Annotated in this window: 26 protein-coding genes and 1 pseudogene; 15 read left to right on the top strand and 12 right to left on the bottom strand. The window is 38.0% G+C overall.

What is annotated here, in order from left to right; genetic code table 11:
* Nucleotides 1–44 precede the first annotated feature (44 nt).
* A complete protein-coding gene (locus tag ACWYN3_RS27445; protein ID WP_456217192.1) occupies nucleotides 45–473 on the top strand; it encodes a DUF6252 family protein in 429 nt (142 codons plus the stop codon).
* 23 nt (nucleotides 474–496) lie between these two features.
* Here ACWYN3_RS27445 and ACWYN3_RS27440 read toward each other — a convergent pair whose 3' ends face one another.
* Nucleotides 497–1,666 carry an ATP-binding protein gene (locus ACWYN3_RS27440; RefSeq protein WP_456217191.1) on the bottom strand — a complete coding sequence of 390 codons (1,170 nt, stop codon included), beginning with the start codon at nucleotides 1,664–1,666 and terminating at the stop codon, nucleotides 497–499.
* 868 nt (nucleotides 1,667–2,534) lie between these two features.
* Between ACWYN3_RS27440 and ACWYN3_RS27435 the strand changes: the two genes are divergently transcribed.
* Nucleotides 2,535–4,661 carry a M13 family metallopeptidase gene (locus ACWYN3_RS27435; protein ID WP_456217190.1) on the top strand — a complete coding sequence of 709 codons (2,127 nt, stop codon included), beginning with the start codon at nucleotides 2,535–2,537 and terminating at the stop codon, nucleotides 4,659–4,661.
* Between the two features lie 91 nt (nucleotides 4,662–4,752).
* Here ACWYN3_RS27435 and ACWYN3_RS27430 read toward each other — a convergent pair whose 3' ends face one another.
* Nucleotides 4,753–5,097, bottom strand: coding sequence for a winged helix-turn-helix transcriptional regulator (locus ACWYN3_RS27430; protein ID WP_456217189.1), 345 nt, complete (start codon nucleotides 5,095–5,097; stop codon nucleotides 4,753–4,755).
* A gap of 92 nt (nucleotides 5,098–5,189) precedes the next feature.
* On the opposite strand from ACWYN3_RS27430, the gene ACWYN3_RS27425 reads away from it, so the two are divergent.
* Complete coding sequence (locus ACWYN3_RS27425; RefSeq protein ID WP_456217188.1) at nucleotides 5,190–5,369, top strand: hypothetical protein; 180 nt, start codon at nucleotides 5,190–5,192, stop codon at nucleotides 5,367–5,369.
* On the top strand, nucleotides 5,369–5,980 hold the full coding sequence (locus ACWYN3_RS27420; RefSeq protein WP_456223173.1) for an MBL fold metallo-hydrolase: 612 nt from the start codon (nucleotides 5,369–5,371) through the stop codon (nucleotides 5,978–5,980). The genes ACWYN3_RS27425 and ACWYN3_RS27420 overlap by 1 nt, the downstream gene beginning before the upstream one ends.
* Here the strand turns inward: ACWYN3_RS27420 and ACWYN3_RS27415 are convergent.
* The 7 genes from ACWYN3_RS27415 to ACWYN3_RS27385 all read right to left on the bottom strand — a co-directional run bounded on the left by ACWYN3_RS27415 (nucleotide 5,961) and on the right by ACWYN3_RS27385 (nucleotide 11,089).
* Nucleotides 5,961–6,590: a histidine kinase gene (locus ACWYN3_RS27415; protein WP_456217187.1), complete on the bottom strand. Its 630-nt coding sequence runs from the start codon at nucleotides 6,588–6,590 to the stop codon at nucleotides 5,961–5,963. The two genes, ACWYN3_RS27420 and ACWYN3_RS27415, sit on opposite strands and share 20 nt — an antisense overlap.
* Before the next feature lie 771 nt (nucleotides 6,591–7,361).
* Nucleotides 7,362–8,105 (bottom strand): histidine kinase, encoded by a 744-nt coding sequence (locus ACWYN3_RS27410; RefSeq protein ID WP_456217186.1) that lies wholly within the window; start codon nucleotides 8,103–8,105, stop codon nucleotides 7,362–7,364.
* A 47-nt stretch (nucleotides 8,106–8,152) separates the two neighbouring features.
* A complete protein-coding gene (locus ACWYN3_RS27405) occupies nucleotides 8,153–8,869 on the bottom strand; it encodes a sensor histidine kinase (RefSeq protein ID WP_456217185.1) in 717 nt (238 codons plus the stop codon).
* 371 nt (nucleotides 8,870–9,240) lie between these two features.
* Nucleotides 9,241–9,813, bottom strand: coding sequence for a histidine kinase (locus tag ACWYN3_RS27400; protein WP_456217184.1), 573 nt, complete (start codon nucleotides 9,811–9,813; stop codon nucleotides 9,241–9,243).
* Nucleotides 9,810–10,277: a hypothetical protein gene (locus tag ACWYN3_RS27395; RefSeq protein ID WP_456217183.1), complete on the bottom strand. Its 468-nt coding sequence runs from the start codon at nucleotides 10,275–10,277 to the stop codon at nucleotides 9,810–9,812. The genes ACWYN3_RS27400 and ACWYN3_RS27395 overlap by 4 nt, the downstream gene beginning before the upstream one ends.
* Before the next feature lie 19 nt (nucleotides 10,278–10,296).
* Nucleotides 10,297–10,662 (bottom strand): LytR/AlgR family response regulator transcription factor, encoded by a 366-nt coding sequence (locus tag ACWYN3_RS27390; protein ID WP_456223172.1) that lies wholly within the window; start codon nucleotides 10,660–10,662, stop codon nucleotides 10,297–10,299.
* A gap of 148 nt (nucleotides 10,663–10,810) precedes the next feature.
* On the bottom strand, nucleotides 10,811–11,089 hold the full coding sequence (locus ACWYN3_RS27385; RefSeq protein WP_456217182.1) for a LytR/AlgR family response regulator transcription factor: 279 nt from the start codon (nucleotides 11,087–11,089) through the stop codon (nucleotides 10,811–10,813).
* A 293-nt stretch (nucleotides 11,090–11,382) separates the two neighbouring features.
* On the opposite strand from ACWYN3_RS27385, the gene ACWYN3_RS27380 reads away from it, so the two are divergent.
* From ACWYN3_RS27380 to ACWYN3_RS27350, 7 genes and pseudogenes are all read left to right on the top strand, one after another.
* The gene (locus ACWYN3_RS27380) at nucleotides 11,383–12,213 is read left to right on the top strand and encodes a quinone oxidoreductase family protein (RefSeq protein ID WP_456223171.1); all 831 of its coding nucleotides are present in this window, start codon (nucleotides 11,383–11,385) and stop codon (nucleotides 12,211–12,213) included.
* A gap of 41 nt (nucleotides 12,214–12,254) precedes the next feature.
* Complete coding sequence (locus tag ACWYN3_RS27375; RefSeq protein WP_456217181.1) at nucleotides 12,255–12,842, top strand: TMEM175 family protein; 588 nt, start codon at nucleotides 12,255–12,257, stop codon at nucleotides 12,840–12,842.
* 349 nt (nucleotides 12,843–13,191) lie between these two features.
* Nucleotides 13,192–13,929 (top strand): (Fe-S)-binding protein, encoded by a 738-nt coding sequence (locus tag ACWYN3_RS27370; RefSeq protein ID WP_456217180.1) that lies wholly within the window; start codon nucleotides 13,192–13,194, stop codon nucleotides 13,927–13,929.
* A gap of 9 nt (nucleotides 13,930–13,938) precedes the next feature.
* Nucleotides 13,939–15,318 (top strand): annotated as a pseudogene (locus ACWYN3_RS27365) (lactate utilization protein B).
* Between the two features lie 2 nt (nucleotides 15,319–15,320).
* The gene (locus tag ACWYN3_RS27360) at nucleotides 15,321–15,923 is read left to right on the top strand and encodes a LutC/YkgG family protein (protein ID WP_456217179.1); all 603 of its coding nucleotides are present in this window, start codon (nucleotides 15,321–15,323) and stop codon (nucleotides 15,921–15,923) included.
* 78 nt (nucleotides 15,924–16,001) lie between these two features.
* Nucleotides 16,002–16,394, top strand: coding sequence for a hypothetical protein (locus ACWYN3_RS27355; protein WP_456217178.1), 393 nt, complete (start codon nucleotides 16,002–16,004; stop codon nucleotides 16,392–16,394).
* The gene (locus tag ACWYN3_RS27350) at nucleotides 16,312–17,322 is read left to right on the top strand and encodes a carbohydrate porin (protein WP_456217177.1); all 1,011 of its coding nucleotides are present in this window, start codon (nucleotides 16,312–16,314) and stop codon (nucleotides 17,320–17,322) included. Before ACWYN3_RS27355 ends, ACWYN3_RS27350 begins: the two co-directional genes overlap by 83 nt.
* 67 nt (nucleotides 17,323–17,389) lie before the next feature.
* Here the strand turns inward: ACWYN3_RS27350 and ACWYN3_RS27345 are convergent, their stop codons facing one another.
* Nucleotides 17,390–18,001, bottom strand: a complete 612-nt coding sequence (locus ACWYN3_RS27345; RefSeq protein ID WP_456217176.1) for a porin family protein — start codon at nucleotides 17,999–18,001, stop codon at nucleotides 17,390–17,392.
* 347 nt (nucleotides 18,002–18,348) lie between these two features.
* Here ACWYN3_RS27345 and ACWYN3_RS27340 point away from each other — a divergent pair, with 347 nt between their 5' ends.
* Nucleotides 18,349–19,989 carry a glycoside hydrolase family 3 protein gene (locus ACWYN3_RS27340; RefSeq protein ID WP_456217175.1) on the top strand — a complete coding sequence of 547 codons (1,641 nt, stop codon included), beginning with the start codon at nucleotides 18,349–18,351 and terminating at the stop codon, nucleotides 19,987–19,989.
* Nucleotides 19,990–20,353: 364 nt separating this feature from the next.
* On the opposite strand, the gene hmpA is transcribed toward ACWYN3_RS27340, so the two are convergent.
* Nucleotides 20,354–21,562 (bottom strand): NO-inducible flavohemoprotein, encoded by a 1,209-nt coding sequence (gene hmpA, locus ACWYN3_RS27335; protein WP_456223170.1) that lies wholly within the window; start codon nucleotides 21,560–21,562, stop codon nucleotides 20,354–20,356.
* A 218-nt stretch (nucleotides 21,563–21,780) separates the two neighbouring features.
* On the opposite strand from hmpA, the gene ACWYN3_RS27330 reads away from it, so the two are divergent.
* Entirely contained in the window at nucleotides 21,781–22,224 is a 444-nt protein-coding gene (locus ACWYN3_RS27330) for an RrF2 family transcriptional regulator (RefSeq protein WP_456217174.1), read from the top strand.
* Nucleotides 22,225–22,383: 159 nt separating this feature from the next.
* Here ACWYN3_RS27330 and ACWYN3_RS27325 read toward each other — a convergent pair whose 3' ends face one another.
* Nucleotides 22,384–22,773: a thioredoxin family protein gene (locus ACWYN3_RS27325; RefSeq protein WP_456217173.1), complete on the bottom strand. Its 390-nt coding sequence runs from the start codon at nucleotides 22,771–22,773 to the stop codon at nucleotides 22,384–22,386.
* Nucleotides 22,774–22,841: 68 nt separating this feature from the next.
* On the opposite strand from ACWYN3_RS27325, the gene ACWYN3_RS27320 reads away from it, so the two are divergent.
* Both ACWYN3_RS27320 and ACWYN3_RS27315 read left to right on the top strand, forming a co-directional pair.
* Nucleotides 22,842–24,413, top strand: coding sequence for a UvrD-helicase domain-containing protein (locus tag ACWYN3_RS27320; protein WP_456217172.1), 1,572 nt, complete (start codon nucleotides 22,842–22,844; stop codon nucleotides 24,411–24,413).
* 7 nt (nucleotides 24,414–24,420) lie between these two features.
* Nucleotides 24,421–24,912 carry a hypothetical protein gene (locus ACWYN3_RS27315; RefSeq protein WP_456217171.1) on the top strand — a complete coding sequence of 164 codons (492 nt, stop codon included), beginning with the start codon at nucleotides 24,421–24,423 and terminating at the stop codon, nucleotides 24,910–24,912.
* The last annotated feature ends 1 nt before the right edge of the window (nucleotide 24,913 follow it).

Genomic DNA, 24,913 nt, shown 5'->3' with positions numbered 1-24,913 from the left:
AACTGCCTGCCAAAACAATTCGCAAACAGCTGCGAAAAAACGCATTGAACGAAATTCAGGAAACTGTAAAGGCAACTAGCCCAGGTTTCATCGCCACCGCTAAAGATGGATATTGGATGAATGCTAAAATTGAGGGAAAAGAATGGATAGCGTCAGCAATGCTTCCCGCCGACAAGAGCAGTTCAATAAGGGTTCAAGGCGAAAATAATGGCGAATCAATTGGTTTTTATATATCGATGCGGGGGGTAACTTCTGGCAAACATATTATTTTCTCTGATAATAAGGGGGCAGACCTGATGATAAATGATGAAATTGGCATCTGGGGAGGAAGAAAAGGTGAAGTGGTGATTACAAAAATAAACAACACGATATTGGAGGGTACATTCTCTTTTACGGCCAACAGTAGTCAAACAAGTAAATTAATACAGGTGACAGGTGGTACTTTCCGGCTGCCACTAGTCTGGCCCCGCTAAGAAGAAATCTTTGTAATGGATTTTTATTTAACAATTAAGTTAATTTGAAAGTTGTGGGTTACAAGGCATATTAAAGAAAAAAAAAAAGAACCACTCCCAGGTGTACTTTCCACCCAAAGTCTCCCCTGATGACGTTCAATAATCTCCTTGCACATATATAGGCCGATCCCTAGCCCTGACGGATGACCATTTAATTTATTCACCCGATAGAATCGGGTAAATATTCGTTCCTGATCTTCTAATTCAATGCCTAACCCGAAATCCTGAACAGAAACAATTGCCACATTGTGCACTGCTGAGATGCGAATCATCACGAGGTTTGCATGGTGCGAATATTTGATGGCATTGGATATCAAATTTCTTATAACCTGCTCCATCCGTCTCTGATCTGCCCTAATCCAAAGCTCTGCCTGATCACTATAGAGACTGAGTTCATGTGTAGGATTAGTGCGCTGCATCATTTCAATTACGTCTGTAACTATAACAATTAGGTTAAAATCTTTAATGGATGACTCCAACAATCCAGTTTGTAGTTCCGTAATATCTAGTAGATCGGCAATTAAGGTACTTAATCTGGCCAATTGATCTTGCGCCTTTGATATTAGGGTTTTAGCTGAATCTCCAGGTGAGAATATGCGTGCTATTAATTGTAAGTATGCTCCGATTGAAGTAACCGGGGTTTTCAATTCATGGCTGACAAGACCTATAAATTCATCCTTTTTTGCATCAAAAAGTCCCGTTTCATCGAGTAATTTCTGAATCCGGGTATTTGATTTCACCTGATCAGTGATGTCAATCAGGGTATTGATGGCGCCGATCAGATTACCGTTGTTATCATATAATGGAACAGGATGCGGAATAATAATATTCCGTTTGGTCCCATCTGGGCATTCTACAACAATCTCCTCCCCTGTAATAGGACGATTTTCTTTTAAAGCTAAAGCCATCGGACAAGTGTCTAGTGGCATCGGACTGCCATCTTTTTCAAAAATCTTCCAGGAACCACACCAAAGGTCTTTTTTTAACTCAGGCTCTCTACCCCATAAGGCCGCCGCCGCCATATTATAAGAGGTAATATATCCCAGGCTGTCACAAGTATAAATGGCAACAGGCAACGTGTCGAATAATTCCGGCGGAAAAAACTCCGAACCAAATTTCGAAGATTTTGGAGTAAGTGAAGGATCTTGATTCATGATTACTACCTGGATGTAATGTAGGAACAAAAACTGAAATTTTTATAGATAATTGCTAACAGAGTTAACATCGAACTTAAAGTTTTGTTCTAAATATGTTCAACATCACCGAAACGAATAAACAGGCAGATTGTTCCGCCTACTTTTTGCAATATAAATTGGATAATATTGCATTGCATTATTTCGTATCTTTATGTCATAAGATTTGCAATTAATCTGTAGCAAAAAAGTGGTGCGTAATTCGGTGCGTAAGCAATTATCCCACCCATAAGATATTGGTTATCAACCCTATTTAGAGAAGGGACAAATCCCTCTCTCTCCGCTGAAAAGTAAGAGTAAACTCAAAAAGTGCTTAAAAGCTAATAAAAACCTGCAATTTGTTAAAATTGCAGGTTTTTTGTTTTTGCCCAGTATAGCTAAAATTTTCAAAAAATGCTCGTAAACTATATGGCAACTTCGTGGCACTTTTTTATTTCAAAAATAATTGCCACAGATTTAATTGTAAATCAACTAGTAAATCTGGGTAACGATTTGACTTGAGAAGGTATTAATTCAATATTACTAACATTTTAAAATTATATTGGCATAAGCCCAAAGACCTTCATAAGTATCATCAAGTTAAGAGAAACGTTAGATGTTATGGCCTTTCCTACGGTCAACTCCAACACCATGTCAGAATTGGATAGCAAATAATTATTATGACCAGCCCCATTTTAATAGGGTATTTGCATCGGTGATCAGGACAACACCCAGAAATTTCAATAAAGCTGATTATTTAATTACCCTGAAAAGATAATTTTCTGTTCTTATTTATACAATCATCATTCAAAATCTATAAGTAACTTTGGTGTTTAACACAGGATATACAATGAATGACAAAATAAAGTTCTTAAACTTGTCTATAGGATCTAAAAACCTAAAGGATACAGCATCCAAAGTAAGAGGATCAATCCTTAAACTTATTGCACTTGCTGTTCTGTCTGTTCAATTTTCATCCTTGAACGCACAGGTGAGAGAATCTAATAAACAAAATGCTTCCTTTGGAGATTTCGGTATTGAAACTCAGTTTATAAGTAAATCAGTATTACCAGGCAATGACTTTTATAAATATGTTAACGAGGGCTGGCTAAAGTCAAAAACTATTCCGGCCGGTTCTTCAGCATTTGGAAACTATGGTGACGTTGGTAATAAAATAAATGAAAGAATAGCAGATGTGATTCACGGCGGAATAAAAGCTGCTGGCACAGCGAATAGTTCACTACAGCAGGTAGGCATGCTTTATTCAGGCTATCTCGACACCGATAACATAGATAAACTTGGACTCAAACCTATTCAAAAGGATTTAAAAGATATACTTGCCTTAAAAAGTTATGAAGGGGTTGCAAAATGGATGGCAAACCCAAAATCTTTTTCAATCATTACAATCCATACCGGACCGGATCTTAATGACAGGAGCCGGTTTCTTGTTACCCTAAGTGAAAGCGGCATTGGGTTGCCTGCAGCCGAATGGTACAAAAAAAAAAACGACGGTCCTTATCCCGGCTACCGTACAGCCTATAAAGAATATATAATTTATACCCTTCAGCTTGCCGGCATCAAAGACGCTGATAAACGTGCTAATGATATACTTGTACTCGAAACTAAATTAGCAGCAGTACAGTGGACACCCGAACAAATGCGTGACAGTAAGATTAATTCGCATCTGATGAAGACTTCGGAACTAGCTGCCTACGCTCCAGGATTTCCCTGGAAGATCTTTTTGGCAAGCAGACAGGTGGATCAGGTAAATGAAGTGATCCTGCAGGCAGATTCTGCAATAAAAGTAAAAGCGGCTCTATTTACGAATATATCCATAGAAGTCTGGTCATCTTATCTGGCATTTCATTGGATCGTTAACCACTCTACCATTCTGCCGGAACAGTACCGCAAAAGCCAGTTTGACTTTTACTCTGCTAAACTAAATGGTGTTACAGATGATATTTCCAGAGAACAAAAATCAATCAGATATGTTAATAACCGTCTTGGGCAAGTCGTAGGAAAGCTTTATGTAGAAAAGTACTTCCCTTCTGAATACGTCAAGGAGATCAAAGATTTAGTGGGATATATGCGACAGGCATTTGCAAATAGGCTGAAAAACCTTGATTGGCTGGACGACAGCAGCAGAAAAGAAGCGCAGCTAAAACTGGATGCTGGTACCGTAAGGATAGGCTATCCTGAAGTCTGGCGTGATTATTCGTCATTAAAGTTTGATATAAAGAATCCCATCGGCAATGAACAGCTTATTGCAAAAGCAAATTGGGACTATGAACGCTCGCTGCTTCAAAGGGCTTTCACGAGTAAAGATTGGTATCAGGTTCCACAAACCGTAGATGCAACCAGCAGCAAATTATATAATTCGATTGAATTTCCTGCCGGCATTCTGCAGCCTCCATTTTTTGATCCCTATGCAGATCCGGCAGTAAACTTTGGTGCCATTGGCGCAATCATCGGGCATGAATTAGGCCATTGTTTCGATGATGAAGGATCCAAATTCGATGGTAATGGTTTAGTTCGTGACTGGTGGACACCTCGGACTCGAAAATCCTTTGAACAGCGTACTAATCTACTTATTGAACAGTACAATGCTTTCTCACCTTTAGAAGGACTCCATTTGAACGGAAAACAAACGGTTGGTGAGAAGATCATCGGAGACCTAACCGGGGCAGTCGTTGCCTATGAAGCTTATCAACTGTACCGTGCTGATCATCCTGATAAACCATTAGTTTTGAACAGCTATACGGCTGATCAACGCTACTTTCTATCTTTAGCTCAGACCAGCCGTACTCTTTATACTCCTGAATCCTACCGCATGACGGTCTCTCAAAATTATCATGCTCCTGCAGAATACAGAGTAAATGGAGTAGTCAGAAATATTGATGCATGGTATAAAGCTTTCAATATCAATCCAGGAGATGAACTTTATCTATCCCCTGAAAAGCGAGTCCGGATTTGGTAATTTTATCAAATCAGCTATAAAAATAGGAGATGGCAGAAATTAGATATCAGACTTACCGTCAGAATCTAAAAAAGGCGTAGATGAAGCAGTTTTAGCTGGACTTCATTAAGTTTACCTCATCTTGCGCATATTCATTAGCCCATAGCTCCAATGCGCTTAGTGCCGGAGCAAGGGCTTTGCCTTTATCAGAGAGTTTGTAATAGACCTCTGGCGGGAATGTATGAAGTTCTTTCCTGATAATCAATCCCTGAGATTCCATCTGTCTCAAATGTTCAAGCAATACCTTTTTGGTAACTTTAGGGATTATCCTCCACAGTTCAGTAAAGCGCATTTCTTTCTGATGAAATAAATGGTAAAGTATAATAGCTTTCCATTTACCCGATAAAATACCAAGCGCTACGTTAAGCCCGCAATGTTTAAACTGGTTGTAGTCCATGGTTACTAAATAGTGAACAGGTTACCTAAAGGTGAATTTCTTGCAGAGATAAAATGATAAGCGAATCTTTGCTTTACAAAATTAGATGATTTATGATGAAGTTACAACTCCTCCGTAATGCTACACAGGTACTGACAGTTAATGGTAAAACTATTTTAATAGATCCCATGCTGGCTCCAAAAGAGACCTATGAGCCTTTTATGAATACCAATACTACTTTAAGAAACCCATTGGTTGATCTGCCAGTCAACGAGGAGAACTCAATCTTTTAATATCGAAAACAGATGCCGTTTTATTGACACATATTCATCTTGATCACTGGGATGATACTGCAAAGCGGCTTTTGCCTAAAGATATTACTTTGTTTTGCCAGCCGGCAGATGTAGAACGGGTTCGCGAGTCTGGTTTTACTAACGTAAAGCCAGTTGATACAGAGATGTGCTGGCACAATATCAGTTTCAGCCGGACCAGTGGACAGCATGGGGTAGGAGAGGTTGGAAAATTGATGGGAATAGTATCAGGATTTGTCATCAAATACGAGAATGAGTCTGTTTATATAGCGGGTGATACAATCTGGTGTGAAGAGGTAGAGGCAGCTCTGAATAAGTATAAGCCAGAACGTATTGTCCTCAATGGTGGCGCTGCGAGATTTGTAATGGGTGATCCTATCGTAATGACTATAAATGATATTTTGAAGGTTTGTAATTATTTACCGGCAGCGATGGTTTATATTGTCCATCTTGAAGCTGTTAATCGGGTACAGAAACCAGGGCAGACATTAGGAGCTCAATTGAAAAGCATAATTTATCTCTTAGATGTTTGGTTCCTGAGGATGGAGGATATTTGTTTTAGAAGGGGGGTGCTTAAGGCCGAATCTGAATAGAAGTGTGAAAGTAACTTTTTGAATCTAGATGATAATTAAAGAATACACGTGATCCATAAGCTACGAAAAGACGTTCTTTGATGTTCTTTAAGCCAATGCCATGACTGGGGAGATTGCTGTTAATGGCTTGCTGGTTTGTTGTTTCAATGCGAAGAATCGAATTTTCACAGGTAATTTTAATCTCGGCAGGTTTATTCGGATCATCCAGCTGTCCATGTTTTAAAATATTCTCAGTGAGTGTCATCAATACCAGAGGGATAAACTCCATAGATAGACAGTCTTTATCATAAGAGAGTTTTAATTGTGCCTGATGAACCTGTCTTGCCTGATGTAAAAGGAGAAAATTTTCAATCAGGCAGATTTCCTTCTCCAGTTTTACAGATCCGGTTGATGCTTCTTTACTTAAAGCATACTGCATAATATTTGATAATGATAGGATACTTTCTGCAGCTATTGGCTCGGATTCCAGAGTTTCATTATAGAGGTAATCTAAAGTGTCAAGTAAGAAATCCGGATTGATTTGTGATCTTAGGAAAGCATTTTGTGTTAATACCAATTCATTCCTGGCCTCCTTCTCCTGTATCAGATTTCTAAGTTCCTGCTGCTCCATTTCTTCTACTTGCTGTCTTCGCTGTCGGGTACGTACTATAAAAAAAATACCCTGTACTGTAGACGATAAAGTAAATGGTTCTATAAATCGGTTTTGATAAAGTTGTCAGGTCAAACTTGTAATCTTTTAAAAGATCGGGGCTTTCATATTTGTATAATATTAAATTACATTGATATTTTAAACAGACGAAGAATACGAATTCCACAAATATTAAAAACACTAAACCATATCTGAGTAGTTTATTTGGGCTTTCTAAAGTATACTTCAGCAGTATGTTTGCATGAAAATAAAATAGCAGGATAGTAATAGAATAGCTTAAAATGTAGTTATTCAAGGATAGAAATTCGAAGTTTAACAACCATAAAATGGCTATCTCATAAATAATATAAACTACCCATATTAGGAAATGGTATCTGTATTTTTTTTTTTTATTAAGCAGGTGGTCTTTCATAGGTTAAAATTGTACTCTGGTAGAGGTATGAAAACAATTCTCAGAATCGTGATGAGAATGGAAGGATGCTTTTTCTCCATAAGTCACCAACAGTCTTCTATTGATGGTTTTTAAGCTTTCTTGATGATCCGAAATCGAGGTTTTAATGCTTTCAGTATTTGATGTTTCAATATTTAAAATGGAATTCTCATAAATTATCCTGATCTCAGCCGGCTTCAAAGGATTGTCAAGCTGACCATTTTTTATTATATTTTCAGTAAGCGACATTAGTATTAGGGGAATGACAAGAATTGGTAAAACTTCGCTATTATAGCAGAGATTTAAATGGACAGTATGTTTTTTTTTTTTGCCTGATGCAAAAGGAGAAAGCTCTCTACCAGCCTGATTTCATTTTCAAGTCTTACATATTCAGAGAACATATCTTTACTTAAAGCATACTGCATAATTTCTGATAAAGACAAAATGCTATTGGCTGCTCCTGGTACTGATTTTCGGGTTACGTTGTACAGATAACTTAGTGTATTAATTAAGAAGTGTGGATTGATTTGAGCCCTCAGAAAAGCATTTTGGGTCGATATCAGTTCGTTCTTGATTTCTTTTTCTAATAAAATAGCTTTAAGCTCCTGTTGCTTCATCTTTTCTATCTGCTGTCTTTGCTGCCGATCATGTATTAAAAAAAAGTAAACAGTGCTAATGCCTATAAAATAAATGCTCCGCCAAACTGCCCTGATAAATGCTTCGCTGCCATATGTGTTTAATTCTATATTTAAACCCTCAGCGTATTTAGAGTAGTATTTTTCAATAAGGAATCTGATTAAAAAAAAAAAGATGAGTTCAAGTACGATTAATGGTGCCAGGCTATACCTAACAAGCCTGTTTTTATTATTTAGCACATATTTCAGCAAAACATGTGCATGAAAATAAAAGGGGAAAATATAATTAAAATAATAAAGAACATATTTTAGCATACTTTCTTCTTTTCCTAATTTTAGAAGTCTTGCAATAAGCGCTTCGTAAGCAATAAAAATGCTCCAGAATAGCAAATGGTATTTATATTTATTCAAGAACGTAAGAAAAGTTTTTTTTTTTTTTCTGTGGGATATAAAGCGGCTTAAAGCTGAACTACAATAGAGGTGTGAAAATAGTGTGTTGAATCAAGGTGGTAGTTAAAACTTGCTGCTTCCCCATAAGCATGAAAAAGGCGCTCTTTAATATTCTTTAAGCCAATGCCATGACTGGGGATATTGCTGTTAATAGCTTGCAGGTTTGATGTTTCGATGTAAAGAACAGAACTTTCGCAGGTTATTTTAATCTCGGCAGGTTTATTCGGATCATCCAGCTGCCCATGTTTTAAAATATTTTCTGTTAAGGTCATCAGTACCAATGGAATAAACTCTATAGAAAGTGATTCTTGATTATAAGAAAATCTTAATTGTGCATGATGCACTTGTCTTGCCTGGTGTAAAAGCAGGAAGTTCTCTATCAAACCAATTTCCTTCTCCAATTTTACAAATCCACCGGAGGATTCTTCACTTAGGGCATACTGCATAATATCTGATAAAGAAAGAATACTTTCAGCAGCTTTTGGGGCAGGTTCTCGTGTTTCATCGTATAAAGAAGTTAAAGTACTAATTAAGAAATCCGGATTGATCTGTGACCTGAGAAATGCATTTTGTGTTAATATCAGCTCGTTCTTCATTTCTTTTTCCTGGATCAGCTTTTTAAGCTCCTGCTGTTGCATTTGTTCTACCAGTTGTTTTTGACTCCGGACAAGCATAAGAAAATAATATCCTGTACTATAACCCAAAAAAAATAGATTGATCTCCAAACAGTTTCTACCACTTTTTTTCTGCCAATATTGTTTCCATATTGAATATCGTATTTTACGCATCCTTGTATTAATATTTCAAAACCGTATTTTAGACTGATAAAAAGTACAAGTTCAACTAACACTAAAAAGAATAAAAGGAAAGGATTAATCTTTTTTTTTTTGCGGTCTAAGCTGTATCTTAATAAGATAAGTGCATGAAAATAAAATAAGAGGATATAAAAAGTGCTGTAAAGAAAGTCGTAATTTAACGTTATAAACTTACCATTAATTATCCCTATAAATAACTCATCGTAGACCATATAAATACTCCATATTAAAAAATGGTATTTGTATTTACTTAAGAAATTCAGCAAAGGGCTCATCATATGTTAAAATTGCAGTTTGATGCAGGTGTGAAAATAATTTTGTGAATCGAGGTGATAATCGAAGGATGCTGCTTCGCCATAGGCCATTGAAAGTCTGCTTCTGATATTCCTTAAGCCCGCCCGCATTATACCAGAAATAGGATTTTCTATAACCTCAGGGTTTGACGTTTTAATGTATAAAACAGAATTGTCGTAAGTTATAATAATCTGTGCTGGTTTCTGAGGGTTATCAAGCTGACCATGTTTTAGAATGTTTTCAGTAAGTGACATCAATATGAGTGGAATAAAAACAACAGTTAGTGCTTCTGTATTATAAGACATTTTCAATTGCATTTTATAGGTCTGCCTTGACTGATGTAAAAGAATAACATTCTCTATGAGCTTAATCTCACTTTCAAGTCTCACAAATTCTGACGATGCCTCTTTACTTAGTGCATATTGCATAATATCGGATAAAGACAAAATTCTTTCAGCTGCCTTTGGGGCTAATTTACGGGTCTCATTGTATAAAAAACTTAGCGTATTGATTAAGAAATGCGGATTAATTTGAGCTCTCAGTAAAGCATTTTGGGTCAATACCAGTTCAGACTTAATTTCTTTTTCCAGTAAAATTGCTTTAAGCTCCTCCTGCTTTCATCTTTTCTATCTGTTTTTTTTTGTCGTACAGCGAGAATTAAAAAGTAGTAAACTGTGCTAACACCTATAAAATAAAGGCATCGCCAGATTTTACTAATGATATATAGCTTGAAAGTGGGATCTATTGTAAATCCTTCAACGCCAATGTACTTGTAGAGATACTCTTCCATAAGGTATCTAATTACTATGTAGCCTATAAGTTCAAGTATGATAAATAATGGCAAACTATACTCAAGAATTCTATTTTTGGTATTCAGCGTATATTTTAGCAGGACATGCGCGTGGAAATAGAAAATGGAAGCACCGGTAGAATAAGCAATAATACACTCTTTTAAACTACTCAACCTATCTTCGGTTAAATGCTGCATGATTACTTCATAAGCAATATAGATTCCCCAGATCAAAAAATGATATTTGTATTTACTAAAAAAGGTAAGTAGACGAATTGCCATGCTTAATTATCGGGTTCTTGTAGCTTAGACGGTTTAACCCGTCTGAGATCACAGTGTTTTTTTTGATGTAATCAAAGAAAGATTTCCTATAAGTATTGCCTATCGGTATTTGAATCCCTTTATCCATAATGATGACGTTCCCTTCCACTATTTCTATCTTATTTCTGGCAATTACGAATGATTTTTGTACCTGTATCAGGTTTTCTAACTGATTTAAGGTCTGGAGTGCTTCTTTTAAGGTCAGGTAAGTGATAATACTATCCTTGTCAGTGTGCACAATGATATAATTATCTCTTGCTTCCAGGTAAACCACATCTGCGGGGTTAACTTTAGTCACCTTATTCAAGACCCCGGTTTTAATAAATATCTCTGATTTGGGTGCAGGTATAACCTGATTCTTTCCAATTTTTCTTATAATCTTATCTATAGCAACGACAAACTTGGGGAAGGTAACGGGCTTAATAATATACTGATCCGCTTCCAGTTCAAAGGCCTCTACGGCATATTGATGATATGCTGTAGTGAATATTAAAAAGCGGGTCCTTTGGTCTGAGTATTTTCGCGAGATCCATTCCTGACATACCAGGCATGTTAATGTCTAGAAAAATGATGTCAATATTGTCTTCTTCAGTAATCTCTGTCATGGCAGTTATCGGCTGAGAATAAACTTTCAGGAGGCTGAGATTAGGCATGCTCTGGATATGATCTGTCAGCAATTCAATTGCGTGATTCTCATCTTCTATGATTACACAGTTTAATATCATGAATAGGTAAAAGGTAGTATCTGTGATTTTCTCTAGCTATAAGTAAATTTATATTACTAAATCGATCTTTCAGGGGTTATAAAAAAACTAAATTACAATAGATTATCGTTAATTGATCAATAAAGTATCCATTGTTATACATTAGTAATTATTTAATAGAAAAACATGAAAGCACTAACATTTTCCAGCTTTGGCGGTTCAGAAGTATTAGACTATAAAGAAGTACCTGAACCAATTCTGAAAGAAGGAGAGATATTACTTGAAATGAAAGCAATAGGCTAAACTTTGCCGATATCTACCGCAGGAAGGGAAATTATCATTTAACCGGAGAACCACCCTATATAGCTGGTTATGAAGGTGCAGGTATAGTTGCTGATGCAAATAATCACCCTGAGTTTAAAGTGGGGGACAGAGTGGCTTTCGCTGATGTCCCATTTGCGAATGCAGAATATGTAGCCGTACCTGTAAGTCATGCTTTGCCAATTCCAGAAGATATTACTTTCGAAACAGCTGCTGCTGTGTTATTACAGGGATTGACAGCGCAATATCTGTCAACGGATAGTCACCACACTAAGGCCGGAGAAATTGTTCTGATCCATGCCGTTGCAGGTGGTGTTGGTCAGCTGTTGACACAAATCATTAAGATTTTGGGTGGTACGGTAATTGGTTTGACTTCTTCTGAAGAAAAAGCAGCTATCGCTCTGCAAAATGGAGCAGATCAGGTTTATTTATATAGTGATAACTGGAAGAAACAAGTCATTTTATTTGCTGCAGGCGGTGTTGATGTCGTTTATGATAGTATTGGTAGTACATTACAGGATAGCTTTGACGTTACAAAAGATTGCGGACAAGTCGTGTTTTTCGGGATGAGTGGTGGAGATCCTGCATTTGTAGATCCAAGAATGCTGATGGACGGTTCCAAAACACTTACTGGCGGTGATCTGTGGAGTTATCTTACTTCCAGAGAAGAACGGGTAAAAAGATCTGGCCAGTTATTTGAATGGATCAGAACTAAGAAGATTTCTTTGCCTGAACCAACATCTTTTAAATTATCCGAAGGAAAAGATGCCCATGACTTTCTGGAAAGCAGAAAAAGTACTGGTAAAATAATCCTGATTCCATAAAACGGATGATGTATAAAGGAAAAACTATAATTTTATAGATTATGATGCATAAAGGAAGATTGGAAGCTTTTAGTGATGGTGTTTTCGCCATCATTATTACAATTATGGTGTTGGAGTTAAAAGTGCCTCATGGTGGTAATGACCTTAAAGCATTAATTCCCGTAATACCAGTTTTTATCAGTTATATTCTTAGTTTCATTTATGTAGGCATTTACTGGAATAATCACCATCATATGCTGCAAGCAGCAAAATCTGTAAATGGGCGTATTTTATGGGCTAATTTACATCTATTGTTCTGGTTGTCATTAATCCCTTTCGTAACTGCATGGATGGGAGAAAACCATTTTAGTCAATGGCCAATAGCCCTGTATGGCTTTGTAATGGTAATGAATGCATTCGCTTATTCAATCTTATCAAATTTCCTGATCAAACATGAAGGGAAAAATTCAAATCTTAGTAAAGCGATAGGAAAAGGGAGAAAGGGGATGATATCGGTTGCATTATATCTTACGGCGATAACGTTATCTATGTTTAATTCCTGGATTAGCTTTGCCTTATATGTATTGGTTGCTATCATTTGGTTCATACCAGATTCCCGCATTGAAAAAGGATTGGCAGAAGAAAAATAACTCATAATATTATATATAAATCATGACAGTACGGTATAGTTAGCCAGATAAAAATTTTTATTATTCTCACCAGATATTATTGAGAGAGAAAGAAAAGGCTGGATTGATTTTAAACAACGTAACCTTTCTGTGTTTTCTACTGATACACTAGCATATCATCAGTTAATTTTTGATATTGCAGTACAGCAGTACATTTCTTCAAAATTAGTGATAGGAGATCAGGGTGTTAAACGTATTTTCGTAGATGGCGGCTTCAGTAAGAATGAAATTTATAAAACATGGAATACGAAAATATGCCAGATAATTTGATTGAGTTAAAGTATTGTGCTGCTCCCAATGATTTTGCCTTATGAAGAGAGTAGGTCTTTTTATACCTTGCTATGTTGACCAGTTTTATCCCAATGCAGGTATTGCAACTTATCAACTGCTTAAAAAACTAGGATTAGACGTTACCTATCCTACCAGTCAAACCTGTTGCGGACAGCCAATGGCTAATTCGGGATTTGAACATCTTACCGGTGACTGTAACCAGCTCTTTGTCGATAATTTTGCAGAGTTCGATTATATAGTATCCCCGTCGGGAAGCTGCGTTTTACATATTAAAGAACATTTGCATACTGAAAAGTCAGAAGAGCAGGCTACCGGGATAAGAAAAAAGGTTTATGAACTTGTAGAATTCCTGGTTGATGTGATGCAGGTGAAAAACCTCAAAGCAAAATTCCCTCATAAAGTAGGTTTACATCAAAGCTGTCATGGTCAACGCGGTTTATTGCTCACACAAATGAGTGAGTTAGTTGCCCCTTATTTTTCTAAACCTCAACAGCTTTTATCGCAGGTTGAAGGATTAGAACTCATTGATTTGAAAAGAGAAGATGAATGCTGTGGCTTTGGCGGGACATTTTGTGTAGTAGAAGAAGCGGTATCTGTCAAAATGGGAAAAGACAGGGTAAAAGACCACCTGACAAATGGAGCGGAGTATATTACTGGTGCAGATATGTCTTGTCTGATGCACATGGAGGGGATTTTAAAGAGAGCAAACAGTAAAGTGAAGGTGATGCATATTGCAGAAATATTAAATGCAGGATAAGATTGCTTTATGAACACAGAAACTAAGACACATCCTGAGCTATCAGAAATATTTAATAAGGACGAACAGCGTGTAGACTGGCATGATGAAACCTTATGGTGGATCAGGCAGAAAAGAGATAAATCAGCTCATAGTATTCCTGAATGGGAAATCCTGAGAGAAAAAGCCTCACAAATTAAGAACAATGCTTTATCTAATCTTGCAGATTACCTGGTCAGCTTTGAAGAAAAAGCTTTAGCCAACGGCATTATTGTGCATTGGGCGGCTGATGCAGCAGAGCATAATCAGATTGTGCATGGTATTCTGCAAAAACATGGCATCCGCCAGATGGTGAAAAGCAAATCCATGCTCACCGAAGAATGCCACTTAAATGAATATTTAGAAAAACAAGGTTTAGAGGTAATTGACTCTGATTTAGGAGAACGGATTGTGCAGTTGGTTGGCTAAAGAACCGCCAAGTCATATCGTTCTGCCTTGTATACATAAGAAAAAAGAAGAAATAGGAGATTTATTTCATCAGCATCTTGGCGTGCCAGCCGGAACCTCAGATCCGCAAATACTTACTGAAGCGGCAAGACAGCATTTGAGAGAAACTTTTCTGACTAGAAAAGCGGCTTTAACAGGTGTTAATTTTGCTATTGCGGAAACCGGAGAATTTGTAGTTTGTACGAATGAAGGAAATGCTGATATGGGAGCACACCTCGCTGATGTACATATTGCCTGTATGGGAATTGAGAAAATTATTCCTAAGCGTAAACATTTAGGCGTGTTTCTGCGTCTGTTGGCCAGAAGTGCTACCGGACAACCAATTACTACTTATTCCAGCCATTTTAAGAAGCCGCGGGCAGGGCAGGAAATGCACCTGGTTTTGGTTGACAATGGACGTACCATTCAAATGGGGCGTGAAGATTTTAGAGCCTCATTAAAATGTATCCGTTGTGGTGCTGTATGAATAATACTTGTCCTGTTTACAGAAGAAGCGGTGGACATAGTTATAATTATGCAATCTCAGGGCCGATTGGTGCAATTCTCGCTCCTAATCTGGATAGGGAGAAATATGCGGATCTGCCTTTTGCATCCACGCTATGTGGATCTTGTTCTAATGTCTGTCCGGTTAAGATCGATATTCATCAGCAACTTTATAAATGGAGACAGGTCATTGTTCAGGAGGGCTATGCGACCTCATCCAAAAAAATGAGCATGAAGATCATGAACTATACACTTTCTTCTCCCGGTGTTTATCGTACAGCAGGAAAAGCAGGGAGATGGGTTTTAAAATATATACCCCTTGCAGTTAATAACCACTTTAATCCGTGGTATAAACAAAGGGACATGCCCGAGGCCCCTAAAGAATCATTTGGAGAGTGGTACAAAAAGAATGTTAAATAAGGATGAGCAGAGATAAAATATTAGCCGCATTAAGACAGAATCAACCGGAGTTAGTTCCTTTGCCTGCATCAATGCCTTTGGAGCGTGTAGAAACTCTTGAATTGCAAGCTAAGTTTAAGGCTATGGCCGAAGGGATAGGCAGTACAGTATACCTGGTAGATGAGTTTGCAGCAATACTGCCATTAATTGTAGCGCGGTTTTCTACAGAAAAACGAATTCTTTCTACGGTAAAAGAACTCGTTTCTGATGATATTTCTGCCTTTGAATTCAATACAGATCCGCATAGCTATGAAGATGTGGATGTCGTGATTTTTAAATCCAGTTTGGGTGTGGCAGAAAATTCTGCATTATGGCTTACTGAAGATCAGATGGGAATAAGAGTCCTGCCTTTTATTACACAGCATATCGTGATGGTGATTCCTGTTTCTGCACTGGTTCCGGATATGCATACTGCGTATCAGAAAATCGGTGAAGCAGATTATGGTTTTGGGACTTTCATCGCAGGGCCTTCCAAGACTGCGGATATAGAGCAGTCATTGGTCTTAGGTGCACATGGGGCCAAGAAGAAGTATGACGATATTTATATACGCGTAACACCAGATTAAAAGTTTCTTAGAAAAGATTTTCTTTAATCTGGTTTTAATCTCAGTAATATTGTATTCTAATATCTTTGCGCTCATCCTATGAAGAAGATAATATTACTTGGGATAGCCATCCTGGTGGCCGGACCAATTTACGCACAGACAGACAGCCTGTTTAAAAAAAGATTCAACTTTCATTTCCAGCAAACTGTAATTACGCAGACTAAGCCTGGGTTTCACGCCTTGTATTCTGGTGATAACAGCCTTTCTGCTGCGCACGAAACTGCCACCTCATTTACGACAACCTTATTTGGCGGTGCAAGGTTATGGAAAGGGGCAGAGGCTTATTTCAATCCGGAGATGTCCGGGGGTAAAGGGTTTAGTCAGGCTTTAGGTGTAGCAGGGTTTACCAATGGAGAAACTTTCAGAATTGGTTCTCCTGAACCGGCTATTTACATTGCGAGAGCTTACCTGGTACCTGGTACAGACTTTTAGTTGGGGAAAAGACGTAGATACGCTTGCCGATGATGCCAATCAGCTTGCCAGTTACAGGAAAAAGAGATATTTCTCGATTACTGCGGGTAAATTTGGATTAAGTGATTTCTTTGACAATAATGCTTTTAGCCATGATGCGAGGTCTCAATTTATGAACTGGTCTTTAATGGCTAATGGTGCCTGGGATTATCCTGCGAACACAAGAGGGTATGTATTTGGTGCCGTATTTGAATTAGGACAACCAACATGGACGCTGCGTTTAGCAACAACAATGGTTACTAATACGGCTAATGGGGCTGTTTGGGATGGGAAAATAAGTAAAGCACATGCGTTTACCCTGGAATATGAGAAGAGATATCGTATTGGTGGAGAAAAAGGGATATTACGTATATTAGGTTATAACAATGCTGCAATGATGGGAGATTACCGTTTAGCTGTTTCCCAAAATCCAACAGCTCCTGATGTTACTGCCACTCGTGACTATGGAAGAAGAAATAAATACGGTTTTGGAATCAACATAGAACAGAATGTAAATGGTAATCTTGGTGTGTTCGCTAAGACAAGCTATAATGATGGTAAGACAGAAACCTGGGCTTTTACAGAAATTGACAGATCAATAAGTTTGGGAGCTATTTTGAAAGGGGATAGCTGGAATCAGAAAGATGCTGAAATTGGTCTTGCCTTTGTTGGAAACGGAATCTCCGCAGCTCACCGTGATTATCTTGCACACGGCGGATATGGATTTATTATTGGTGATGGAAAGTTAAACTATGCGCCTGAAATGATCGCTGAAGCTTATTATAAGGTTAATGTTTATCAGAAGAAGTTCTTCTTATCTCCCGATTATCAGTTTGTTTTGCATCCGGCTTACAATAAAGACCGCGGTCCGGTAAACGTTTTTTCTTTGAGAGCGCACGTAGAATTTTAGACAAAAAAAGAGCCCTGTTTCTAATAAAAGAAACAAGGGCTGATTTTCCATAGGTATTGGAATATGATTAAAACTTAACACCTACACCCAAAGAGAATACTTGATTTCTGTATTCAGGTGTGTTAGAAGTTCCATTTTCATTGTTTTTCTGGAAGTCTAATGCGTAACGTCCATGAATATCAAATTTATCATTGACATCATATCTGAAACCGATTACACCACCAACCAGACTTTTCTTAAATCTGTCTGAGTCATTTTCTACATTGGTTTGCTCAACACTTCCGTATCCGTTTATAAACTTGTTTTTAGTTGATAATAAGAATGAAACCTGAGGACCTGCAACAATATTAAAGCTGCTTCCTAATCTGAAACTTGCTAAAATAGGTACATCAATAAAGCTTGTTGTTTGTCTGAATTCTCCAATTGAAGAAGTTAGTTTGTATCCTTTTTGCGAATATAAAACCTCTGGGGTGAAAGCTAATCCTGCGATTAAAGGGATTTCTACAGTAACACCTGCATTAAAACCTGTTTTTACTTTGGTGTCGAAGTTGTTGTTGCCATCGCCTTTGATAATGTCAGAAAGATTTACACCGGCTTTTACACCAAATTTAATTCTATCCTGTGCACTTGCTGCTGTAGCTACAAAAAGGCCAATAGCCAAAATAAGGATCTTTTTCATAATTTTCTATTTAAGTTAACATGCTGGTTGAGCAGGCATAAACTTATGCTAGCTTTATCTTGTTAATTTTCATTAACGCGGTGTGCATAGAAATAAATGTGCCAGTTTCTGGGATTTTGAAGGCAAAAAAAAAAAAAACAGATAAGGTCTTTATGTACTGATAAACAAACTCTTGTATAAGGGTTAAGCTTGTGTTATTTTTTATAATAATTGTTTTGTCTGTATCAAATTTGATACAATACGCTAGCTGTAGCCAGATATTGAGCTTACTGTTAGCTTTTAATGATAGGTTTTCTGGTGGTTTGCTCCTTTTGATTAACTTTGGACTGCTAACCATATCTTTTTCCATGATTCAAAAACGGTTCCCCTTAGTTTTAATCCTTTTGTTTTCTATAGCTTTTTCTGTCCAGGCACAAAAGAAACCCTATATCCAAAGTCTTGATGATCCTAACCATTGGGTAGATTCTGTCCTTCATAAACTCAGTAAGCGCCATAAAATCGGGCAGTTGTTTTTTGTGAGGGCACATACTAATAAAGGGCAAGCTTTTGAAGACTCCGTTGGACATGTGATCAGGAAAGAATGGCTTGGAGGAGTGATATTCTTTCAAGGCGGCCCGGGAAGACAGGCGATCCTGATCAATAAGTACCAGGAATTGGCACATACTCCTTTATTAATTGCATCTGATGGAGAGTGGGGGCTGGGTATGCGCCTGGATAGCACGATCTCTTATCCATACCAAATGACGCTGGGTGCAATACAGGATAAGCAATTGATTTATAAAATGGGGTTAGAAGTAGCCCGTGATTATAAGAGAATTGGAATGCAGATGAATCTTGCTCCTGATGCAGATATTAATAATAATCCTAAGAATCCAATTATCAATTACAGATCTTTTGGTGAGAACAGAGATAATGTAGCACAGAAAGCGGGCGCCTATATGAAAGGTATGCAGGATGGCGGATTATTGGTGACGTTAAAGCACTTTCCTGGGCATGGGGATACTGATGTAGATTCACATTATGATCTTCCTCAACTTAATTTTACAAAGGCAAGGCTGGATAGTTTGGAGATTTATCCTTTTAAAGAATTAATCAAAGAGGGCGCTGCGGGGGTAATGATCGCGCATATGAATATTCCTTCACTTGATAATACGCCTAAACTTCCTTCTACTTTATCTAAGCCGATAGTAACCGGTTTGCTTAAGGGTGAATTAGGGTTTAAGGGGTTAATTGTTACTGATGCAATGGAGATGAAAGGGGTAGTCAAGAATTTCAAGGATGGTGAAGCCGATTTAATGGCTGTAATAGCTGGAAATGACATTCTTGAACTTTCTGAAAATAGTAAGAGAGCAATTAAGCTGGTGCGCAACGCGGTAAGGGATGGGAGGATCAGTATGGATAGAATAGAAGAGAGTGTCCGCAAGATATTAATTGCTAAATATTGGACTGGTGTATATAAAAAGGATACGGTAAGTACACAGAACGTAGCAGCTGAGGTGAACAGACCTGAAAGTCTGGCTTTATTGCAAAAGCTTGCTGATGCGTCAATAACAGTGTTAAATGGTAATGGGGGAATTAAAGCGCTTGCTCCTGAGAAAAGAACGGCGATTATTAGTATCGGTACTCCGGGAGTAACTGTTTTTCAACGTGAACTGGGGAGCTTTTATAAGAATTCGGTGTTCTTTAGTTTAGATAAAAATGCAAATGCAAATTTGATTGCTAAAGTTGTGAAGGAATTGGGAATGTTTGATCAGGTGATTATCGGGATTCACGATACGCGGTCGCGTCCGGGCAATGGAATGGAGCTGACTGGTGATTTGAAAATGTTGATTCGTGATATGGCAGGAAAGAATGCCGTTTTCGCGCTGTTCGCTAATCCGTATAATTTAGCGGGTTACCGGGGATTGAGAATGCGAAGTCTTTGGTTGTCGGGTACCAGAAGGAAGATTATATGCAAAAGGCAGCAGCTGAGGTTATTGAAAATGTGAAGGTTGCTACGGGAAAGTTGCCAGTGACTGTCAGTAGTTTCTTCAGATTTAATTCCGGATTTTAAGAATTCCGGATAGGAAGTCTTAAGATAAAAAACATGACCTGCTATGTTCCGGCTACGCCCTCTTTTCAAGAGTTCTGATGCCGGAACATAGCAGGTCATGTTTTTTTTTTTCTGTAACTGTTTCCAATCCTACACCTGTGGGGGCTTTCCTTTTCCTGGAAATTGCCCCTTTCTATTGTTCTTAGTTGATGTATTATTTGTTAATGTTTGGTGTGTTAATGGTTAGCTGTTTGATGCAGATACCTTTTGATATAGCTGTTTGGTGTGTTAATGGTTAACTATACGATACAGCTTTGGATTTAGTTTAATTGAAGCAGTTGCGGGCCGAACTCCTCGAAGAAGATTGATTTTTTGTCAATACCCTTTGCCTGCAGATCCTGGAATTGTTTCTGTATGAAGGCTGATGGCCCGCAGATGAAATAATTTGTATCAGGGTGATTGTGGAGTTCAGGGATGCTGTTGATGTCTAAATGGCCTTCGAAGATGCCGTTTTTTAGGTCTTCGGGTGTTGTTACATTATAGAATGTGTGCTGTTTGATATTGCTTTTTGTTGTGGTGATATGATTTAGCTGGTCTTTGAAGGCATGAACTGATTTGTTTCTGCACCCATGTAACCAGGTGATTGGGTGGGTGTGATTATTGTCAGTCAGGCTTTGGAGCATGCTCATCAGTGGGGTAAGGCCTACACCTCCGCTAATCAGGACTATTGGTGCTGTTGGGTTTTCTGCCATTACGAAGTTTCCGGCTGGAGAGGTAATGTCTATGATGTCGTCCTCGTTTACGAAATCGTGAAGGTGATTACTGATCAGGCCGTTTGCATCTATGTTCTGGCCTTTTTCTCTTTTCACTGAAATACGGTAATATTCGTGGTTAGGTGCACTTGAAATACTGTATTGACGGGCTTGTTTTAAATTCAGGTCTGGAAGGAAGGTACGTACACTCAGGTATTGGCCGGGGGTGTGCATGGTAACGTTTCCGCCGTCGGTTGGGTAGAGGTAGAATGAGGTTATTTCTACAGATTCTATTGTCTTTTTACCAACTTTAAATGATCTCCAACCTGTCCATCCGTTTGTTTGAAGGGTTTGTTTTTCATAAAGCTTAGCCTCATGGCCTGACATCAGGTTGGCTAATTGCTGGTAAGCTGCTCCCCAGGCATCAATAATTGCAGGGGTTGCTGCATCTCCTAAAACTTCTTTAATGGATTCTAACAAGTGATGGCCTACAATCATATAATGTTCAGGGCGTATATCTAAACTGGTATGTTTATGCCCGATACGGTCTACTACTGGTAATAGAACCATGGGATTGGCAATATTCTCTGCGTAGGCAAGTACTGCCATGGCAAGAGCGGTTTGCTGCTTACCGCTTTGCTGATTTCCCATGTTAAACATGTTCTTGAGCTCTGGATTATGAGTAAACATTCTTTTGTAGAAGTGTGTAGTCAGTAAAACACCGTTTTCTTTTAGAATTGGTACTGTAGCTGTGATTAGTTTTTTTTTTTTCGTCAGTCATAATAAAATATATAAATACCTTTTTATCTTTTAATTTGATGCAGCTTTGCATCTTTTTGTTTGTACAGGTATGATTTGATAGGGCAAAGGTAGTGAAAAAATAATAAAGGATAAAATAGTCTTTTATTTTTTTGGTGCTAAAACTGAGATTAATGACTGAAAATGAACAGTGATTCTATCTCTAATTTATTACTATCTTTGTTTTATAATCAGAGATGGGAATATTTTCAAAAAAAACTTGTGAGTATGCAATCAGATCAGTCTTCTTTATTGCACACAGAACAGCCGGACAAACCGGCAGGGTAGGCATTAAAGAAATCGCAGTGGGAATAGATTCGCCTGAACCTTTCCTGGCAAAAATCTTACAGGATTTAAGCCGTAGAGGAATTGTGCAGTCTACGAAAGGGCCCAATGGCGGATTTTATCTGGATAGTGCTTCTTTAGAGAGGCCCTTGAGCGATATTGTCGCAGCTGTAGATGGTAACGATATCTTTTATGGGTGTGGCTTAGGCCTTAAGCAATGCTCAGAAATTAATCCCTGCCCGTTGCATAATGAATTTAAAGATATCCGAAACAAGATACATCTGATGCTCCACGAGACTAAGATCGGAGAGTTCAATAATGAACTGATGAATGGAATGCTTTCTTTAAAGAAGTAATTTATTTAATAGTGTCTTTTTCAGCATATGTTGCTGGATCTATAGCTTCATAAGTCCAGCCCTGAAGAAATTCAGTTACTTTTTTTACACTATGTCCTTTTCCTTCTTCCAGATAACCAGAATTTTGGATATGTAATATTGAACCGTCACCGTCAAGAATTACAAAAACAGGGTACCAAAACGTCCCGGATAACCTAAACTAGCCATTATTGCTTCATTTTTATTCTCTTTGCTATAGTTTACCAGCACAACTTCATAGTGATCATTCAAATAAGTTTTCAACGCAGGTGTGTTATCCACTAAATGATGAAATGCAATACACCATGAACACCAGTTCCCGCCAACCTGGATGAAAACATTTTTTTTATCCTTTTTCGCTTTCGCAACAGCAGCAGTAATATCCGCTTTTGCATCAGCATCAGGATTGTATATTTTTACTTCTTCTTTTGTTTTTACTACTTCTTTTACTGCTTTAGCTTTTTTTGTCTGCGCAAAAGTTGCGGTCGAGATCGCCAGTGTGGCTAACAGAATCAGTGATAGTTTCTTCATGTCCAATCGTTTTAATAATTTTGGGGCTGTTTAAATTGATCATCTAAATTCAAACAACTTCTAAATGTATGCAATTCCTGAAAAGAAATTGTAATGATAAAAGTCCTAACTTCACCAAATGCCTCCAACCACTCAAAATATTACAAGCTTCGGCAGGCTCAGGTAAAACATTCAGTCTCACGGCGCATTATTTAACACTCTTACTGTCAGGCGAAACCAAGTACAGGGAGATTCTCGCGGTTACCTTTACCAATAAGGCTACCGAGGAGATGAAAACCCGTATTATGGAAGTGTTAAAGGGTTTTGCCACGGGCGATCAGGATGTTAATGACTATAGAATACTGGTTTTAAAGGCACATCCTGATTTAAACGCCGATACTTTACAGGAGAAATCAGCTAGAATTTATAAAAGAATACTTCACGACTATAGCCGTTTTTCGGTGAGTACTATTGATGGATTCGTACAGAAAGTAATCCGGGGTTTCGCCTTTGAATTAGGGCTTGACTCAGGGTATAAACTGGAAATGAACTTTGATAAGGTTAAAAATGAACTGGCAGATAAACTGGATGAACAGTTAGATGTTAACCCTGAATTACTGCAATGGATCATCGATCTGGCTTTAGACAGAATTAGCAATAATATTAGCTGGAACTACAGGTCTGAATTAACGGATCTTGCAGGAGAGATCTTTAAAGAACGTTATCAGCCATTCGATAATGCAATCCAGGAATTGGTTCAGCATACAGATATGAATGTGCTGTTTGGGAATTACCATAAAGACACTAAGAAACGGATTACACTGTTCCAGGATACCATTAAGCAGTTTTCTGCGAAAGCACTCGATATTTTTGAATCTTCGGGTATTAATCCGGATAACCTGAAAGGGAAATCCAGATCTCCGCTCAATAATTTAAAGAAAATTGCAGATGAAGACTTTGACCTGGAAAAAAAGGAGGATTTTGCCAAACTGGAAAGTTTAGCCAAACTCATTGATGAACCGGATGAGTGGTTTAAACCGGGAACTGATACTTCTTTATATGATGCATTGAATCCGGTTATCCGAAGTTTATATACGACTTATGCAGAGGGGTTGCCTGATTATATCCTTGCGCAGGCTTTCAAGAACTTATATTACTTGCGGTTGATGCAGGAAATGGCCGTTTTGCTGAAAACCTATAGAGAAGAAAGCGGAAGTTTACTGATCAGCGATGCACAAAATTTGTTAAAAGGGATTACGGGTGACGATGATGATAACCCCGCATTTATTTGGGAGAAAACCGGAAGCCGCTACCGTCACTTCTTATTTGATGAATTTCAGGATACTTCGGCTAATCAATGGGGAAATTTCAGGCCGCTGTTAAAAAATGCACTGGCAGAAGCGAATGGTAAACTTATTGACCATTTAATTGTAGGGGATGTCAAACAATCAATTTACAGATGGCGTAATGGAGACTGGAATATTCTTCACCAGGAAGCGAAAAAAGATATAGGAAGTGCTTATGTAGTAGATTCCAGTCTGGAAGAGAACTATAGAAGTACTAAAAACATTATCAATTTTAATAATATTCTGTTCAGGGCTCTGCCTATATTAATGCAGAAAAAAATTAATAGTACGTACGGTAGAAGGGCAGACTGCTAACCTGACCTTGAATCAGTGGTGGGAAGAGAAAGGCTTTAGCCATATTATCACAGATGTTTATGCAGAGGCTGAACAAAAACTGACAACCAGAACAGCCGATGGGGGCACGATTGATTTCAATGTTTTAAAAACAGATGAAAATGATGCCCCGTTAAATAGAACAAGCTTCAAGACAGAGGCGCTCCGTAAAATGGTGGAAACACTTAAGCGGCTTTTGATTGAAGAAAAACGTTATCAGGCGGGCGATGCCTGCGTATTGGTACGCTCAAATTCAGAAGCTATTGCGGTCGTAGATATATTGATGGAGAATAACATTAATGTTATTTCTGGAGAAGCTCTGCTGATAGAAAATAACACAGCAGTAAAAATACTGATTGATACGTTAATGGTTATGGCAGGAATGCCGGCTAATACAGCCTTATATAAAGCAAATTGTATTAGTTTATATGCGCAATTACAACAGCGTACGCTTGATCCTGCGGCCTGCGGCTTTTTTTAAT

It is taken from the genome of Pedobacter sp. NJ-S-72, from assembly GCF_053890575.1.
This window is presented reverse-complemented; position numbering and strand designations above follow the sequence as displayed.

Bases quoted from the DNA above. Each gene is read 5' to 3' on its own strand.
- ACWYN3_RS27440 (WP_456217191.1), bottom strand. From the start codon at position 1,666: ATGAATCAAGATCCTTCACTTACTCCAAAATCTTCGAAATTTGGTTCG.
- ACWYN3_RS27435 (WP_456217190.1), top strand. From the start codon at position 2,535: ATGAATGACAAAATAAAGTTCTTAAACTTGTCTATAGGATCTAAAAAC.
- ACWYN3_RS27430 (WP_456217189.1), bottom strand. From the start codon at position 5,097: ATGGACTACAACCAGTTTAAACATTGCGGGCTTAACGTAGCGCTTGGT.
- ACWYN3_RS27425 (WP_456217188.1), top strand. From the start codon at position 5,190: ATGATGAAGTTACAACTCCTCCGTAATGCTACACAGGTACTGACAGTT.
- ACWYN3_RS27415 (WP_456217187.1), bottom strand. From the start codon at position 6,590: ATGGAGCAGCAGGAACTTAGAAATCTGATACAGGAGAAGGAGGCCAGG.
- ACWYN3_RS27385 (WP_456217182.1), bottom strand. From the start codon at position 11,089: ATGATATTAAACTGTGTAATCATAGAAGATGAGAATCACGCAATTGAA.
- ACWYN3_RS27375 (WP_456217181.1), top strand. From the start codon at position 12,255: ATGATGCATAAAGGAAGATTGGAAGCTTTTAGTGATGGTGTTTTCGCC.
- ACWYN3_RS27370 (WP_456217180.1), top strand. From the start codon at position 13,192: ATGAAGAGAGTAGGTCTTTTTATACCTTGCTATGTTGACCAGTTTTAT.
- ACWYN3_RS27360 (WP_456217179.1), top strand. From the start codon at position 15,321: ATGAGCAGAGATAAAATATTAGCCGCATTAAGACAGAATCAACCGGAG.
- ACWYN3_RS27355 (WP_456217178.1), top strand. From the start codon at position 16,002: ATGAAGAAGATAATATTACTTGGGATAGCCATCCTGGTGGCCGGACCA.
- ACWYN3_RS27350 (WP_456217177.1), top strand. From the start codon at position 16,312: ATGGAGAAACTTTCAGAATTGGTTCTCCTGAACCGGCTATTTACATTG.
- ACWYN3_RS27345 (WP_456217176.1), bottom strand. From the start codon at position 18,001: ATGAAAAAGATCCTTATTTTGGCTATTGGCCTTTTTGTAGCTACAGCA.
- ACWYN3_RS27340 (WP_456217175.1), top strand. From the start codon at position 18,349: ATGATTCAAAAACGGTTCCCCTTAGTTTTAATCCTTTTGTTTTCTATA.
- ACWYN3_RS27330 (WP_456217174.1), top strand. From the start codon at position 21,781: ATGGGAATATTTTCAAAAAAAACTTGTGAGTATGCAATCAGATCAGTC.
- ACWYN3_RS27325 (WP_456217173.1), bottom strand. From the start codon at position 22,773: ATGAAGAAACTATCACTGATTCTGTTAGCCACACTGGCGATCTCGACC.
- ACWYN3_RS27320 (WP_456217172.1), top strand. From the start codon at position 22,842: ATGCAATTCCTGAAAAGAAATTGTAATGATAAAAGTCCTAACTTCACC.